Source organism: Stutzerimonas stutzeri, assembly GCF_024448695.1.
GTDB lineage: Bacteria > Pseudomonadota > Gammaproteobacteria > Pseudomonadales > Pseudomonadaceae > Stutzerimonas > Stutzerimonas stutzeri_T.
In genome coordinates this window covers 30,550-46,351 of record NZ_JAMOHY010000016.1, presented here as the reverse complement: position 1 = coordinate 46,351, position 15,802 = coordinate 30,550, and the positions used below count along the sequence as shown (strand labels likewise).

Below are 15,802 nucleotides of genomic sequence, written 5' to 3'. Positions count from 1 at the left end.
GTGGGCATGGATCAGGCCGCACGCAGCCTGGCTACACGCCCGGCAACGGAAGAGCCCTGGTATCAGCCGTCCGGCAATGAAGTGACACTGTTCGAGAAGTGCCATGCACGAGGCCTGGCGGTCATGCTCAAGGGTCCGACCGGCTGCGGCAAGACCCGCTTCGTCGAACACATGGCCTGGCGGCTTGGCCGACCCTTGATCACCATCCCCTGTCACGACGACCTGGCAGCCAGCGACCTGATCGGACGTTACCTGATCCGCCATAACGGCACCGTCTGGCAGGATGGCCCCTTGACCCGCGCCGTGCGCGAGGGTGCAATCTGCTACCTGGATGAAGTCGTCGAAGCACGTCAGGACACCGTGGTCGTGCTGCATGCGCTGACCGATTACCGGCGCACGCTGCCCATCGACAAGACCGGCGAGAACATTGCTGCCGCGCCCGGCTTCCAGCTGGTGGTGTCCTACAACCCCGGCTACCAGCGCATGCTCAAGGACCTCAAGCCCAGCACCCGCCAGCGCTTCGTCGCCATGGACCTGGATTTTCCCGCAGCCGAACAGGAAGCGCTGATCGTGCAGCGTGAAAGCGCCGTCGAACCCTCTATTGCCAGAGGGTTGGTCAGCCTGGCCGAACGCATCCGTCAGTTGCGTGACCGGGGCCTGGCTGAAGTGCCGAGTACGCGTCTGCTGATCGCCGCAGGCTCACTCACCACATGCGGCATCCCCATACGCGAAGCCTGTTACGCCGCTATTGTCTCGCCCCTGTCGGATGAGCCGTCCATGGTCTGCGCCCTGCGCGATCTGGTTGACGGCACCTTCGTCTAGCCGATCACCATGGCCGAAGCCGAAGAGCTGGTCAGCGACGCGGCGCGCCATGCGACCATCTATGCGCAAAAGCTGTGGCGACGCTATCGTCCGCTGCCCAAAGGCCCGCCGACCGCCGTGCTGACCGATGTTGCACCGCGCCTGGACCTGTTGATCACGGCAGTGACCGGCACCAGTTACCCGATCAGAATTGCTCAGCCTCCGGCCTTGCCAACCTTGCTGGCGCGTTGCTTCCGGCAAGTTCAGGCACCCTGGCAACATCAACCCCTCCCTGGCACCGATGGCCAGCGCCTGTGGCTGCCCGTGGATTCGGGCCTCACGGACCTTGACTGCGGCGGTGAAGCCTATCGGGTGATGGCGCTGCAACAGGCGCTGCGCGCCCAGCGCGGCAGTGCCGAAGCGCTCCCGTCCGGACTGCCTGCGCTGCCGGCGGACGCCTATCTGCTGCTGGAAGCCTGGGCGGTGGATGAGCAGCTGGCACAAGCGCTGCCCGGCATGGCACCGGCCATCGAGCGGCTACGCCAACTCTGCCTGCAACGGCGCCCGGCGCTTTCGGACTTTTCCCGCGCACGCCAACCGCTGGAAATCCTGCTCAGGCAACTGCTCGACAGCCAATGCGGCAATGCCCCGGAAGGCTTCCCGCTGAGCGAATCGCCCGCGCAATCACTGCTGCTGGCCGAAGCGCTGCTCGCCTATCTGGGACTGTCAGTCGAAGACCGTTCCGGCGGCAATGCCCCGCTGCTCCGGGACTGGTGGACCGGCACCCTGCATGCACCCGTCACCGGTGCCAAGGCCAGGCTGACGCAGGAGTCCTCAGCAGACGATAGCGACCCGACTGGCACGGCACCACGCAGCGCCAGCCTCCCTCGCCGCCCGCAAGTGCGCGAGGCGAAAGAAGACGAGGATGACGACAACGAAGGCCTGTTCATGGTCCAGGCGGACGAGCCGCACCAGCACGCCGAAGACCCCCTGGGCATGAACCGGCCCGTGGACCGCGACGAGGACATCAGCGCCGACGAATACGGCGACATGCTCTCAGAGCTGCCCGAGGCACGGCTGGTCGCAACGCCAGGCAGGCCGAAGGAGGTGCTGATCTCCGATGATCCCCCGGACGCCAATACGCTTATGCAGCTCAAGCGCGCCAAGGCCGAAGGTCACGGATTCCACTATCCCGAATGGGACTACCGCGCCCGGCATTACCGCCAGCCCGGCGCCATCGTCAGGGTGCTGCCCAATCTGCCCGGCTCCCAGCAATGGGTGGATAACACGCTGGAGGAGCATCGCTCGCTGCTTGGCCAGATCAGGCGGCACTTCGAGATGCTCTGCGCCCGTCGTGTCATCCGCAGGCGGCAACTGGATGGTGACGAAATCGACCTGGGCGCCTATATCGACAGTTACGCCGACTTCCGTGCCGGTGGCTCGCTGTCCGACGCGCTGTACCAGACCCGCCGCACTGCGGAGCGGGATCTGGCCATCACCCTGCTGATCGACATCAGCGGCTCGACCGACGGCTGGATATCGGCCAACCGGCGCATCATCGACGTGGAGCGCGAAGCGCTGCTGCTGGTCTGCATTGCCCTGGAAGGCATGGGGGAGTCCTATGCCGTGCAGGCGTTCTCCGGTGAAGGCCCCGATGCGGTGATCGTGCGGCAGCTCAAGGGGTTCGACGAACGTTTCAGCAATGACGTGGCGCTGCGCATCAGCGCACTGGAACCCGAGCACTACACCCGTGCCGGGGCCGCCATCCGTCATGCCAGTAGCAGCCTCATGCAGCAAGCCGCCAGTCACCGCCTGCTACTGCTGCTATCGGACGGCAAACCGAATGACAAGGATGAATATGAAGGACGCTACGGCGTAGAGGACATGCGCCAGGCTGTCACCGAAGCGTCACTGCAAGGCATTTCGACCTTCTGCCTGACCATTGATCGCCAGGCCGCCAGCTACCTGCCCGGCATTTTCGGGGCGGGGCAGTATGCCTTGCTGCCTCGCCCCGAACTCTTGCCTACCGTTCTGCTGGATTGGTTCAGGCGGCTGGTGGTGCGTTAGCAGGCCGTTGAATACGGCCTGCTAGGGCCGGTTCTGCGCACGCAGCGCATCACGGATTTCGGTCAGCAGTATCTCTTCCTTCGAGGGCGCCGGTGGTGCCGAGGGTGCTTCGGCTTCCTTGCGCTTGAGGTGGTTGATGGCCTTGATCGCCAGGAAGATCGCAAAGGCCACGATGGTGAAGTCGAATATCGTCTGGAGGAAACTCCCGTAACTCAGCGTGACCGCCGGTGTATCGCCCACGGCCTCCTTGAGCACGATGGCCAGATCGGAGAAGTCCACCCCACCAATCAGAATCCCCAGTGGTGGCGTGACCACGTCCGCAACGAAGGAGGAAACAATCTTGGTGAACGCTGCGCCGACGATGATGCCCACGGCCATGTCGATCACATTGCCCCTGACGGCAAACGCCTTGAATTCGCTGATCAGACTCATATCGAAAAATCCTTGTGCTAATGGGCTTGCATCGGTGTTCCGTCCAACCGCAGCGAAACAACCGTCGTAGAGCATAGGCGCCCTTCGGAAGGCTTGCCAGAGCAGTCGCCGTCCGACGACTGGGGCGAGAGGATATCGCTCGCTTGATCGCCGTCAACCGGTGAATGCCAGCACCGGCTATAAGGTAGCGACTTTCAACCCGGAGCAGCTCTCATGCACCTCGAACTTCAATCCCTGAGTAAAGACTTCCCTGAAAAGAGCGCGCAACTGCAGAAGCTCTGTCAGGAAAACCCGATCTTCGCCCGTAAGGCCGAAGCTTACGAAGCACTGACCCAGCGCCTGGAAGGCAGTGAGAACCTGGACGGCACAGCACTTGAGGCACTCGAACAGGAACACGCTTCACTGAAAAGCGACATTGCCAAGAGCCTCAAGCACGCCTCCGGCAGCTGCTGTGGTGGTTGCGGCGGCTAAATGCCGAGGGACATCCGCAAAGCCCGCCATCACGGCGGGCTTTTCTTTGGGCATAACCCCCTCGCGAGGTAAAGGCTTCGTCTGTCGCAGGCCGGTTTAGCCAATGCGCAACCTCCCCTACAAAAGCCCACCAAACCTGAACCCCGCCCCCACCCAGACGAAAACTACTGCCGTCAGGGTAATCAGCAGAATGTGCAGCCCCAGCTGCGGCAGGCGCTGGGCGTCGAGCTTCGGAATCAGCGCCAGGCGAGCATGTACGCCGAGCAGCGCAGTGAAGCCCAGCAGCACCAGCTTGGCCTGTATCAGATGAGCGATGGGCGATCCGCCAAACCATTGCGAGTGGGGTAGCCACAGACTGGCCATCCATAACCCGGTAATGATCTGCACCAACAGCGCCGGAATACCGATACGTTCGTAAATCTGCTCGAAATTGCGCACCGGTTGCGGATCGCGCTCGCGCATGGCCCTGGGCAGCACACCGAACAGCAGTACCAGATGCCCGCCGACCCAGACGCTGGCCCCCAGCAGATGTAAAAACAACAGATGGCGCATGGTGGTTCACTCCTGATCGGTTGCGCACAGTCTGGCCATTCGCGCGCCACTTGTGGCTGATGACAATCAAGTCAGCCGCTATCATGCGACTCCCCTTCCACGACCCGGAGTTCCCATGGCCAAGGCCAAGCGCATGTACGGCTGCACCGAATGCGGCTCGACCTTTCCCAAGTGGGCCGGGCAATGCGGTGATTGTGGTGCCTGGAATACCCTGGTGGAAACCATCATCGACGGTGCCGCACCGCCCTCGGGGCGCGCCGGCTGGGCTGGCGATCAGGCCAATATCAAAACCCTGGCCGAAGTCAGCGTCGAGGAAGTGCCGCGCTTCTCCACGGCTTCCGGCGAGCTGGACCGCGTCCTTGGCGGCGGGCTGGTGGACGGCTCGGTGGTGCTGATCGGCGGCGATCCGGGCATCGGCAAATCCACCATCCTGTTACAGACCCTGTGCGCCATCGCCCAGCGCTTCCCCGCACTGTATGTCACGGGCGAGGAGTCCCAGCAACAGGTCGCCATGCGCGCCCGGCGCCTGGATCTGCCGCAGGACAAGTTGAAGGTCATGACCGAGACCTGCATCGAATCCATCATCGCCACCGCCCGACGGGAAAAACCCAAGGTCATGGTGATCGACTCGATCCAGACCATCTTTACCGAACAGCTGCAGTCCGCACCCGGCGGCGTCTCCCAGGTACGGGAAAGCGCGGCGCTGCTGGTGCGCTTCGCCAAGCAGAGCGGCACGGCGATCTTCCTCGTCGGCCATGTCACCAAGGAAGGCGCGCTGGCCGGGCCGCGCGTACTGGAACACATGGTCGATACCGTGTTGTATTTCGAGGGTGAATCCGACGGTCGCCTGCGCTTGCTGCGGGCGGTGAAGAACCGCTTCGGCGCGATCAACGAGCTAGGCGTATTCGGCATGACCGACAAGGGCCTGAAGGAGGTCACCAACCCCTCGGCGATCTTCCTCACCCGCGCCCAGGAGGCGGTGCCCGGCAGCGTGGTCATGGCCACCTGGGAAGGCACCCGACCGATGCTGGTGGAAGTGCAGGCGCTGGTCGATACCAGCCACCTGGCCAACCCGCGTCGCGTCACCCTGGGCCTGGATCAGAACCGCCTGGCGATGCTGCTGGCCGTGCTGCATCGGCACGGCAGCATCCCGACCTACGATCAGGACGTGTTCGTCAACGTGGTGGGTGGCGTCAAGGTGCTGGAGACGGCGGCGGATCTGGCGCTGATGGCCGCGGTGATTTCCAGCCTGCGCAACAGGCCGCTGGACAGCGATCTGCTGGTGTTCGGCGAAGTCGGCCTTTCCGGTGAGATCCGCCCTGTTCCCAGCGGCCAGGAGCGCCTGAAGGAAGCCGCCAAGCACGGGTTCAAGCGCGCCATCGTGCCCAAGGCCAATGCGCCCAAGGAAGCGCCAGCCGGTCTGCAGGTCATCGCCGTGACGCGCCTGGATCAGGCGCTGGATGCGCTGTTCGAATAGACCACGTCCCCGTTACGAATTAATGGAGCATCCTGCTTTTGTGGGAGCGGATTTATCCGCGAAGTTCGCGCTGAAGCTGCTCCACTGAAGCGGATATCAGGGCTCCCCCAGCGCCGCCAGCTCGCGCTCGAGCAGGGCTTCATCACCCAGATTGAGTTCGATCAGCCGCCGCAGATGACTGATCGAGTCGACATCGATGTGCCGGCAGACCAGCCCGACCAGCTCGCCATCGGTGCGCGTCATCTCGACCGTCATGCGCACTTCGGTGTCAGCAGACAGCCGTATCCGCGCTTCGAGCGATTGCGCGGGCTCGACATCCCAGTCTGCCGGTCGGTGCACCAGCAGGCCCTTGAGCGACAGGTCGTGCAGTTCAACCGTCCAGTGTCGCGCGCCCTGCACCAGCTCGGTTTCAGCATCGAAGGCGAAGCGCTGAAAGCGTCGGCGTTCGCTGGGGGTATTGCTCATCAAAAATTACTCCTCAATCACTGTATCGTCATGCCCGCAGGCACGCCGCTGTCACAGCCAGCGGCGAACACGCTGGCAATAGTTACCATACGCCTCGCCAAACAGCCGAGTCAGCAATCTTTCCTCATGCACAATCACCCCGCGCTGCATGCTGTAGATCAGCGCCGGCAGCAATAGCCATGGCCAGAGGCTGCTCCACAGCAGTGCGATACCGCAATAGATCAGGCTGTCGGCCAGGTAAATGGGATTGCGTGAAAAACGGAACGGCCCTTCTTCCAGCAGTTTGGCAGGCTTGCCGTAGGGGTTGACCGTGGTCTTGCGCCACAGCATCAGCAGTCCAGCCCAGAGCATCAGCAGTACGCCCGCGTCGATCAGCCCCCAGCCGATGTAGTCCGTCCAGAGGTTCTCCGGCAGCGCGATCGGCAACACCGATTCCAACAGCCAGGCAGCGGCGAGAAACAGCAGATAGATGACCGGCGGCGGCAGGATCACACCAGTGGCGCGCTTGAACATGCGTCGTACTCCAGGCGGGCAGGTGATGGCAGTCTAGCGCGTCGGACATGTGTCACGACGACCAGAATCAAGATGTACGCACTTGCCACCTGCAGACAACAGAAAGCCCGCTTTCGCGGGCTTTCCGATGCAGCGTTCGAACGCTTAGTTGCCGTATACCGGGAACTTGGCACAGACCGCTTCGACCTTGGCGCGGACCGCGTCGATCACCGATTCGTCGCCCATGTTGTCGAGGATGTCGCAGATCCAGCCGGCCAGGTCACGGCACTCGGTCTCGCCGAAGCCGCGAGTGGTAACGGCCGGAGTGCCGATACGCAGACCGGAGGTGACGAACGGGGAACGCGGGTCGTTCGGCACGCTGTTCTTGTTCACGGTGATGTGCGCGTTGCCCAGGGCAGCATCAGCATCCTTGCCGGTGATGTCCTGCTTGATCAGGCTGAGCAGGAACAGGTGGTTCTGGGTGCCGCCGGACACCACGTCGAAGCCGCGCTGGATGAACACTTCAGCCATGGCCTGGGCGTTCTTCACCACCTGCTGCTGGTAGGTCTTGAATTCCGGCTGCAGGGCTTCCTTGAAGCACACTGCCTTGCCGGCAATGACATGCTCCAGCGGGCCGCCCTGGGCACCGGGGAATACCGCTGAATTGAGCTTCTTCTCGATCTCGGCGTTGGCACGCGCCAGGATCAGGCCGCCGCGCGGTCCGCGCAGGGTCTTGTGAGTGGTGGTGGTGACCACATCGGCGAACGGCACCGGATTCGGGTAGACGCCAGCGGCGACCAGACCGGCCACGTGAGCCATGTCGACGAACAGGTAGGCACCAACCTTGTCGGCGATTTCGCGGAAGCGGGCGAAATCCAGCAGCTGTGAATAAGCGGAGAAACCGGCAACGATCATCTTCGGCTTGTGCTCGACGGCCAGACGCTCGACTTCGTCGTAGTCGATCAGGCCCTGGTCGTTGATGCCGTACTGCACGGCGTTGTACAGCTTGCCCGAGGAGGAAACGCTGGCGCCGTGGGTCAGGTGACCACCGTGAGCCAGGCTCATGCCGAGGATGGTGTCGCCAGCGCTGAGCAGCGCCAGGTAAACAGCAGCGTTGGCCTGGGAGCCGGCGTGCGGCTGGACGTTGGCGTAATCGGCGCCGAACAGTTCCTTGGCGCGGTCGATGGCAAGCTGCTCGACGATGTCGACGAATTCGCAGCCGCCGTAGTAGCGCTTGCCTGGATAACCCTCGGCGTACTTGTTGGTCAGCACGCTGCCCTGGGCTTCCATCACGGCTGGGCTGGTGTAGTTCTCCGAGGCGATCAGCTCGATGTGGTCTTCCTGACGCTGGGCTTCCTGCTGCATGGCAGCGAAAAGATCGGCGTCGTATTTGGCGAGGGTCAAATCACGGCTGAACATGGCAGTCCTCTGAGAATCAGCTGGCGGTATGTAAAGTGAGGCGCGGATTCTACCTCATCCACCGGGACGCGGGTATGAGGCGTCGTCATGTGCAACATGAACATGCCTGCACCCTCAGGCGCTGCGACCACCCAGACAGGCCAGCGCCAACTGCTCGGCCGGCATCGGTCGCCCCAGAAAGAAGCCCTGTACTTCGTCACAGCCATGCTTGCGCAGAAAATCCAGTTGCGCCTGGGTTTCCACGCCCTCGGCGATCACCGACAGGTTCAGGCTGTGCGACATGGCGATGATCGCACGGGTGATCTGGCCGTCCTGCTCACTTTGCGGCAGCCCATCGACAAAGGTGCGATCAATCTTGAGCACATCGATGGGCAGTTGCTTGAGGTAGTTCAGGGAAGAATAGCCGGTGCCGAAGTCGTCGATGGCGATCGAAAGCCCCAGCCGCTTGAGTGATTCGAGCATATCCATCGCCTCGCTGATGTCACGCATCAGGATGCTCTCGGTCAGCTCCAGTTCCAGACAGGACGGCTCGATGCCCCTGGCCTGCAGGATCGCGGCAATGCGCTGGCCCAGCCGGCCATCGCCGAACTGCCGTGCCGAAAGGTTGATTGAAACCCTTGGCACCCTCAGGCCGGCGACTTGCCAGTCGGCTATCTGCCGGCAGGCTTCATCCAGCACCCAGTCACCGACTTCCACCACCAGCCCCAGCTCCTCCAGCGCCGGAATGAAGTCACCCGGTGGCACCAGCCCACGGGAAGGATGCCACCAGCGCAACAGTACCTCGACCCCGGTCAGGGTCACGCCATCGGCCAGATATTGCGGCTGGTAGTGCAGCACGAACTGGCGTTGCTCGATGGCACGACGCAGGTCGCTTTCCAGCTCCAGACGCTCCAGCGCGCTGGCGTTCATTTCGGCCTGGTAAAACTGAAAGTTGTTCTTGCCTCGCTCCTTGGCGTGGTACATCGCGGTATCGGCGTTTTTCATCAGCTGGCTCATGTCCTTACCGTCCTGCGGACCGAGCGCAATGCCGATGCTGGCCGTGACGAAGAACTCGCGCCCCGAGAGCACGAAAGGCACGGTCAGGCTTTCAAGAACCCGCTCAGCCACATGCACCGCCCTGGACAACGCCTCATCGCGCCCACCCACCGGTTGCAGCAAAAAGGTGAACTCGTCGCCACCCATGCGCGCCACCGTATCGCCTTCCTCCACGCAACCCTCAAGCCGCACCGCAACCTCCCGAAGCATGCGATCGCCGGCAGCATGGCCAAGCGAGTCATTGATCGGCTTGAAGCGATCCAGGTCGAGGAACATCAGCACCACCCAGCTGGCGTGGCGCGCAGCCAGCTGCAGGCTGCTGTGGAGCCGGTCCTGGAACAGCGCGCGATTGGGCAGCTGCGTCAGGCTGTCATAGTAGGCAAGACGATGAATGCGTCGCTCGCTGGCCTTGTGCTCGCTCATATCGCTGAAGAAGCAGACATAACTGACCAGCTCGTTCTCGTCATCGCGCACGGCTGTAATGCCGACCCAGCAGGGCTGCGCCTCACCCGTCTTGCGCTTGACCCAGAACTCGCCCTCCCAGCTGCCGCTCTCGGCGATCTGAGCGAGTATGAAACCCATCTGGGTACTCTGCTCGACATCCGCGCCAAGCATCGTTGGCCAGCGTCCCATCACTTCATCGGCACCATAGCCGGTGATGCGATTAAATGCCGAATTGACCTGGACGATGCGGCCATCCGGATCGGTAACCAGAATGGCCGCCGTGGAGTGCTCGAATACGGTGGCGGCGCGACGCAGCTCCTTTTCCGCCTGACGCTGCTCGCTGATGTCGCGACCAATGCAAAGGGCGCCGTCGAAGCGCTGGTGCTCGTCCCAGAGCAGCATGACCCGCAATTCAATCGCCACTATTCGCCCATCGGCGGCGCGGCAATCGAAATACAGTGTCTCGCCCCGTAGGTTCTCGCCCAGCTCTGCCAGCGCCTCGGCATTGAAGGAGGCACGACGCACCCGACGCATCAACTCATAGAAACGTGCAGCCTGGCGCGAGCGGGTGACCAGCTGATCGAGACCATGCTGCAGCGCCCACTCCGGGCTATAGCCGAGCACCGGCTGCACTGCCGGACTGATGTAATTGATGCGTACCGCACTGTCGGTGGTGAAGATCACATCCCGCAGGCTACCGGCCAGCATGCGATAGCGGCGCTCGCTGTCACGCAGCGAGTGGCTATGCTCGACATTGGCAGTGACATCGCGAGCCACCCCGATCAGGCGCTGTACGCGGCCCTGCTCGTCACGCGCCAGCACCTTTTCGCTGATATTGAACCAACGCCAGCCTCCGTCATGGTGACGCCAGCGCAACAGCGATTCCTGCCCCACCTCGTCGGACATCGAGCCACGCAGCGCCAGCAGCCGCCAGATGTATTCCGCATCATCCGGATGACAGATGCGCTGCCAGAACGCATTGCCATCCGCCCCGCGCTCTTCCTCGCTATAGCCCAGCCGCACGGCCAGATTGCTGTTGCTGAACAGCAGCTGGCCGCTCGACAAATCCTGTACATAAAGGGTGTCGGGTACGGCCCGCAACACTTCAGACCAGAAGCGCTCGCGCTCGACCAATGCACTTTGCGCCTGCTTCTCGCGGGTCACGTCACGCAACACCCAGACGAACCCGGACGCCACCAGCCCTGCATCATCCTGGCGCAAGGCACGGCGGGTCACAGTAAACATGCGCCACTCGCCGCCCTGCAGAACCCGTACGATATCCAGACACAGATCGGCTTCTGCGTTGCTGGCGTCGAATGCCTGCTTGTCCAGACCAGGCAACAGCTCCTGCAGGCGATAGCGCGAGGCCTCGCCATTGCGCAGGCCGAACATGGTTTCGGCCCCTCCGTTGAGGAAACGCAAGCGCCCACTGAAATCGCTGATCAGAATTCGTTCGTCAATGGCCTCCAGGGCAATCGCCGAATAGCGCAGCGCCTGGAAATGATTGGCCAGCCGCTTGGGCAGCAACAGGCGCGCACACCGCACCAGCATCCTGCCAAGCGCGGATGGCGCGGCGGTAGCTGTTGTCTGCGCGTGTTGAGAGTCGATCATGGTCAAGCGAATCAGGCCTTCTGGACTGGATCACCAGGCTGTCATTAAGCTGACGCCACAGAGTGTCAAGAATACGCACATCAAGGCAAAGTGCCAGCACCATTTGCGTGGACGTTGGTTTGCCCTGCCTGGAGCATTCCGGTAGCTTTGCCCAATTGCTTTGACCCGCTTTTCCCAGCGGGATTCTTCCTCCTCCACTTCTTCTTCGTCACGGGCACTCGTCTCCATGGCTCAATACGTCTACACCATGCATCGGCTTAGCAAAGTCGTTCCGCCGAAGCGTGAAATTCTCAAGAACATTTCCCTGTCGTTCTTCCCCGGCGCCAAGATCGGCGTGCTGGGCCTCAATGGTTCGGGCAAGTCCACACTGCTGAGGATCATGGCCGGGGTCGATACCGAATTCGATGGCGAGGCACGCGCCATGCCCGGACTGAACGTCGGCTACCTGCCCCAGGAGCCGGAGCTCGATCCGAGCAAGACGGTGCGCGAAGTCGTCGAAGAGGCGGTGAGCGTCATCAAGGATGCCCAGGCGCGCCTGGATGAGGTCTATGCCGCCTACGCCGAACCCGATGCCGACTTCGACAAGCTGGCCGCCGAGCAGGCCAAGCTTGAAGCCATCCTGCAGAGCAGCGACGGACACAATCTCGAGCGCCAGCTGGAAGTCGCCGCCGACGCGCTGCGTCTGCCGGCCTGGGATGCCAGGGTCGAGCACCTGTCCGGCGGCGAAAAGCGCCGCGTGGCGCTCTGCCGCCTGCTGCTGTCGGCGCCCGATATGCTGCTGCTGGACGAACCGACCAACCACCTGGACGCCGACTCGGTGGCCTGGCTGGAGCGCTTCCTCCACGACTTCCCCGGCACCGTGGTGGCCATCACCCACGACCGCTACTTCCTCGACAACGTCGCCGGATGGATTCTCGAACTCGACCGTGGCGCGGGCATCCCCTACGAGGGCAACTACTCGGGCTGGCTGGAGGCCAAATCCAACCGTCTGGCGCAGGAATCCAAGCAGCAGTCGGCCCATGAAAAGGCCATGAAAGAAGAGCTGGAGTGGGTGCGCAAGGGTGCCAAGGCGCGCCAGGCCAAGTCCAAGGCACGCCTGCAGCGCTTTGAGGAACTGCAGTCGCAGGAATTCCAGAAACGCAGCGAAACCAACGAGATCTACATTCCCGCCGGTCCGCGCCTGGGCGACAAGGTCATCGACTTCAAGAACGTGAGCAAGGGCTACGGCGACCGCGTGCTGATCGACAACCTCTCGTTCAGCATGCCCAAAGGCGCCATCGTCGGCGTGATCGGCGGCAACGGCGCAGGCAAGTCCACACTGTTCCGCATGATCATGGGCAAGGAGCAGCCGGACGCGGGCAGCATCGAGATCGGCGACACCGTGCAGGTTGCCTGCGTGGACCAGGGCCGCGAAGACCTGGATGGCAGCAAGACCGTCTGGGAAGCCGTATCCAACGGTTCCGACATGATCCGCATCGGCAACTACGAAGTACCCTCGCGCACCTATGTGGGCCGCTTCAACTTCAAGGGTGGCGACCAGCAGAAGTTCGTCAAGGACCTGTCCGGTGGTGAGCGCGGTCGTCTGCACCTGGCGCTGACACTCAAGGAAGGCGCCAACGTGCTGCTGCTCGACGAACCGTCCAACGATCTCGACGTGGAAACCCTGCGCTCGCTGGAAGAGGCGCTGCTGGACTTTCCCGGCGCGGCCATCGTGATCTCTCACGATCGCTGGTTCCTTGACCGCGTCGCCACGCACATCCTCTCCTACGAGGATGATGGCGACATCCTGTTCTTCGAAGGCAACTACACCGAGTACGAAGCCGATCGCAAGAAACGCCTCGGCGATGCCGCTTCGCAACCGCACCGGGTGCGTTACAAGAAGCTGGCGCAGTAGGCCGCGTCTTCTTTCCCGCGCCTTCCGAACCCCCGCCATCTTGCGGGGGTTTTTTATGCGTGCTGCGGGATGCTGTCGCAGGCTCTTGCGGCGCCGTCACGGTGGACTGACACTCGGGATTTGAAAGCCCGACGAGGTGACAGTGATGAAGCGGATAGGCTGGGTTCCGGGTGTGCTGCTGTTAAGCGCTACGACCTGGGCGGCAGAGGTCGAAGTGCGCATGGAAAACATGCAGTTCGTACCTGCCGAGATACACATTCGAGCCGGAGATACGGTGCGCTGGGTCAGCACGGAGAAACGCGGCTATCACACCGTATGGTTCCAGGCCGCGGGACTGGAGGAGTCCGAGCCGCTGTTTCCTGGTGACGCCTGGCAACACCGTTTCGACCAGCCGGGCCGCCATGACTATATCTGCGGCCCACACCCGGACATGCGCGGCCGGGTCATCGTCGAGTAGGCAGCTCCGGGCTCGGGCCTACGAGGGGATGCAACCGCACCGGGTGTGTGGCATGGAACAGACACTAAGGTCTACTCACCAAGGCTGATGGCAAAGCACGCGAATATCTGGATAATCGTGCGCCTTACCTATCCAGGCCATACGATCACATGATCGCGTGAGCCATTCAGGCGCGAAGGGAAAACTCGCATGGCCGCACTCGGATTGCGTGGCAAATCGCTGCTGGCTCTGCTGCTGACCTGCCTGCTTGCACTTGCGATTGCCGGCCTCATTGGCCACGAAGTGCTCGACGGCATGCAGAAGCGTTTCGGCGAAGCCTATGCACGCAACCTGGTCCAGCTCAACCGTGAGCGGATGTTCGCACCGGTTTCCCGCGAGCTGGCACTGGCACAGCGACTGGCAGGCTCCCAGCTCACCCTTGCCTGGCTGAAAGACGAACAGGACCCGCAGTGGCGCGAGCTGTTTTTCCGTGAAGCCGCAAGTTTTCAACAGGCCTTCGGGGGCCAGCTTTATTTCGCCGCATCCGCACAAAGCAACGGCTATTACGCCAACGGCCCCAACCAGGCCCCGAGCCAGTCACCGCGCTACATGCTGGAACCCGGTTCGCGCGACGAGTGGTTCTATCTGGCGCTCGCATCGGCCACACCCTATCAGATCAATGTCGACCGCTCGGCGGTGACCGGCGAACTGAAGATCTGGTTCAACGTCCCGGTGCGCGAAGGGGAGCGCACATTGGGCCTGGTGGGATCCGGCATAGACCTGAGCATGTTTATTCAGGAGCTGGTCGCCTCGGACCGGACAGGCACCGAATCCATGGTGCTCGACGCCCACGGCTCGATTCTCGTGCATCCGAACCAGAATCTGGTGACGCTCAACGCCGACACCTCACGCGGACGCTCGCTGGCGACCAACCTGCTCGGCCTGCTGGACGACATGAGCGACGCCAAGGCGCTGCGCCAGATCATGACCAGCAGTCGCGCAGCACCCGGCGAGGTCATGACGCTCGAAGTCAGCCTTGACGGCAGCCCTCGCCTGCTGGCGCTCAGCTGGATTCCCGAACTCCAGTGGTTCGTGGCCAGTTCGGTAGACCTGAGCACAGCCCAGGTTGTGGAAATCCGCCCGTTACTACCGGCAATCGGTCTTTTTCTGCTGCTGATGCTGGCCGTGATTGCAGCCGCAGCCTGGCTGGTGGAGAAGCGCGTACTCAAGCCTTTGCGACACCTGCGTATCAGCGCCCAGGCACTGGCCGCCGGGCATTACGGCGTGCCCCTGCCAACCAACCGTAATGATGAAATCGGCGAGCTGAGCGCCGCCTTCGAGACCATGGCACAGCAGGTCCGCCGACATACCGCCGAACTCGAAGACCGGGTCCGCGAGCGCACCCATGAGCTGGAGCAGGCCAACCGTGAAATGGTTGTTGCGCACAAGAAGATCGACGACTCCATCGACTACGCCAGCCTGATCCAGAGCGCCATCCTGCCCAACCGGCAAATGGCGGATAACATGGGCGACAACCTTGCGGTGCTCTGGAGGCCGCGTGATGTGGTAGGTGGCGACTTCTATCTGTACCGCGCAGACCCGCGTGGCTGCCTGTTCGGCATCGTCGATTGCGCCGGCCACGGCGTGCCCGGCGCACTGATGACCATGCTCGCCCACGCAGCCATCGATCAGGCGCTCGACACGGTCGACTTCGGCGACCCCGCGGCGGCACTCACCCGCACCGACGCCATCGTGCGCGGCATGCTGCACGAGGGCGGCCAGGCCCATGGGCTGGCGACCAATGTGGATCTGGGCCTGGCATATGTCGATTTGCAGCAGCGAAAAGTCATCTATTCCGGCGCGAAAATCGCCCTGCTTTACTGCGAGGGTGGCGAAGTGCGGGAAATCCGGGCCGCTCGCCGCGCCATCGGAGACAAATGGCCTGGCGAGTACCACAACAGCGATGTCGAGTTGCTGCCCGGACGCACGTTCTACATGACCACTGACGGCTTCCTCGACCAGGCCGGGGGTGATCGGGGCTACGGCTTCGGCAACAGCCGCTTCGCCGCACTGGTCCGCCAGAATGCCCGGTTGCCACTGGCTGAACAGCGCGAGGCGTTCAGCGCCGCACTGGCCGCCTATCAGGGTGACAATCCACAACGCGACGACATTACAATGCTGTTTTTCCGGTTCGACTGAGCGAATC

General features: G+C 62.7%; 13 protein-coding genes. 7 read left to right on the top strand and 6 right to left on the bottom strand.

Features of this window, described 5'->3' with window-relative positions; all coding sequences use genetic code 11:
- Window positions 1-6 precede the first annotated feature (6 nt).
- Window positions 7-822 carry a CbbQ/NirQ/NorQ/GpvN family protein gene (locus tag NAV32_RS12625; RefSeq protein ID WP_256053155.1) on the top strand — a complete coding sequence of 272 codons (816 nt, stop codon included), beginning with the start codon at window positions 7-9 and terminating at the stop codon, window positions 820-822.
- Window positions 823-831: 9 nt separating this feature from the next.
- On the top strand, window positions 832-2,868 hold the full coding sequence (locus NAV32_RS12620; protein WP_256053154.1) for a nitric oxide reductase activation protein NorD: 2,037 nt from the start codon (window positions 832-834) through the stop codon (window positions 2,866-2,868).
- Window positions 2,869-2,889: 21 nt separating this feature from the next.
- Here the strand turns inward: NAV32_RS12620 and mscL are convergent, their stop codons facing one another.
- Window positions 2,890-3,300: a large-conductance mechanosensitive channel protein MscL gene (mscL, locus tag NAV32_RS12615; RefSeq protein WP_256053153.1), complete on the bottom strand. Its 411-nt coding sequence runs from the start codon at window positions 3,298-3,300 to the stop codon at window positions 2,890-2,892.
- A gap of 213 nt (window positions 3,301-3,513) precedes the next feature.
- On the opposite strand from mscL, the gene NAV32_RS12610 reads away from it, so the two are divergent.
- Window positions 3,514-3,771 carry a hypothetical protein gene (locus tag NAV32_RS12610; RefSeq protein WP_256053152.1) on the top strand — a complete coding sequence of 86 codons (258 nt, stop codon included), beginning with the start codon at window positions 3,514-3,516 and terminating at the stop codon, window positions 3,769-3,771.
- Between the two features lie 117 nt (window positions 3,772-3,888).
- On the opposite strand, the gene NAV32_RS12605 is transcribed toward NAV32_RS12610, so the two are convergent.
- Window positions 3,889-4,323 carry a CopD family protein gene (locus NAV32_RS12605; protein ID WP_256053151.1) on the bottom strand — a complete coding sequence of 145 codons (435 nt, stop codon included), beginning with the start codon at window positions 4,321-4,323 and terminating at the stop codon, window positions 3,889-3,891.
- 115 nt (window positions 4,324-4,438) lie between these two features.
- On the opposite strand from NAV32_RS12605, the gene radA reads away from it, so the two are divergent.
- A complete protein-coding gene (gene radA, locus NAV32_RS12600; protein WP_256053150.1) occupies window positions 4,439-5,800 on the top strand; it encodes a DNA repair protein RadA in 1,362 nt (453 codons plus the stop codon).
- A gap of 96 nt (window positions 5,801-5,896) precedes the next feature.
- Here radA and NAV32_RS12595 read toward each other — a convergent pair whose 3' ends face one another.
- The 4 genes from NAV32_RS12595 to NAV32_RS12580 form a co-directional block, all read right to left on the bottom strand.
- Window positions 5,897-6,265: a PilZ domain-containing protein gene (locus NAV32_RS12595; protein WP_256053149.1), complete on the bottom strand. Its 369-nt coding sequence runs from the start codon at window positions 6,263-6,265 to the stop codon at window positions 5,897-5,899.
- A gap of 51 nt (window positions 6,266-6,316) precedes the next feature.
- Window positions 6,317-6,778, bottom strand: coding sequence for a methyltransferase family protein (locus tag NAV32_RS12590; RefSeq protein ID WP_256053148.1), 462 nt, complete (start codon window positions 6,776-6,778; stop codon window positions 6,317-6,319).
- 144 nt (window positions 6,779-6,922) lie between these two features.
- Window positions 6,923-8,176, bottom strand: a complete 1,254-nt coding sequence (gene glyA, locus NAV32_RS12585; protein ID WP_256053147.1) for a serine hydroxymethyltransferase — start codon at window positions 8,174-8,176, stop codon at window positions 6,923-6,925.
- 114 nt (window positions 8,177-8,290) lie between these two features.
- A complete protein-coding gene (locus NAV32_RS12580; protein ID WP_256053146.1) occupies window positions 8,291-11,266 on the bottom strand; it encodes an EAL domain-containing protein in 2,976 nt (991 codons plus the stop codon).
- Window positions 11,267-11,492: 226 nt separating this feature from the next.
- On the opposite strand from NAV32_RS12580, the gene ettA reads away from it, so the two are divergent.
- From ettA to siaA, 3 genes are all read left to right on the top strand, one after another.
- The gene (gene ettA / locus NAV32_RS12575) at window positions 11,493-13,160 is read left to right on the top strand and encodes an energy-dependent translational throttle protein EttA (RefSeq protein WP_256053145.1); all 1,668 of its coding nucleotides are present in this window, start codon (window positions 11,493-11,495) and stop codon (window positions 13,158-13,160) included.
- Window positions 13,161-13,305: 145 nt separating this feature from the next.
- Entirely contained in the window at window positions 13,306-13,617 is a 312-nt protein-coding gene (locus tag NAV32_RS12570; RefSeq protein WP_256053144.1) for a plastocyanin/azurin family copper-binding protein, read from the top strand.
- Window positions 13,618-13,806: 189 nt separating this feature from the next.
- Entirely contained in the window at window positions 13,807-15,795 is a 1,989-nt protein-coding gene (siaA, locus tag NAV32_RS12565) for a biofilm regulation protein phosphatase SiaA (RefSeq protein ID WP_256053143.1), read from the top strand.
- Window positions 15,796-15,802 lie beyond the last annotated feature (7 nt).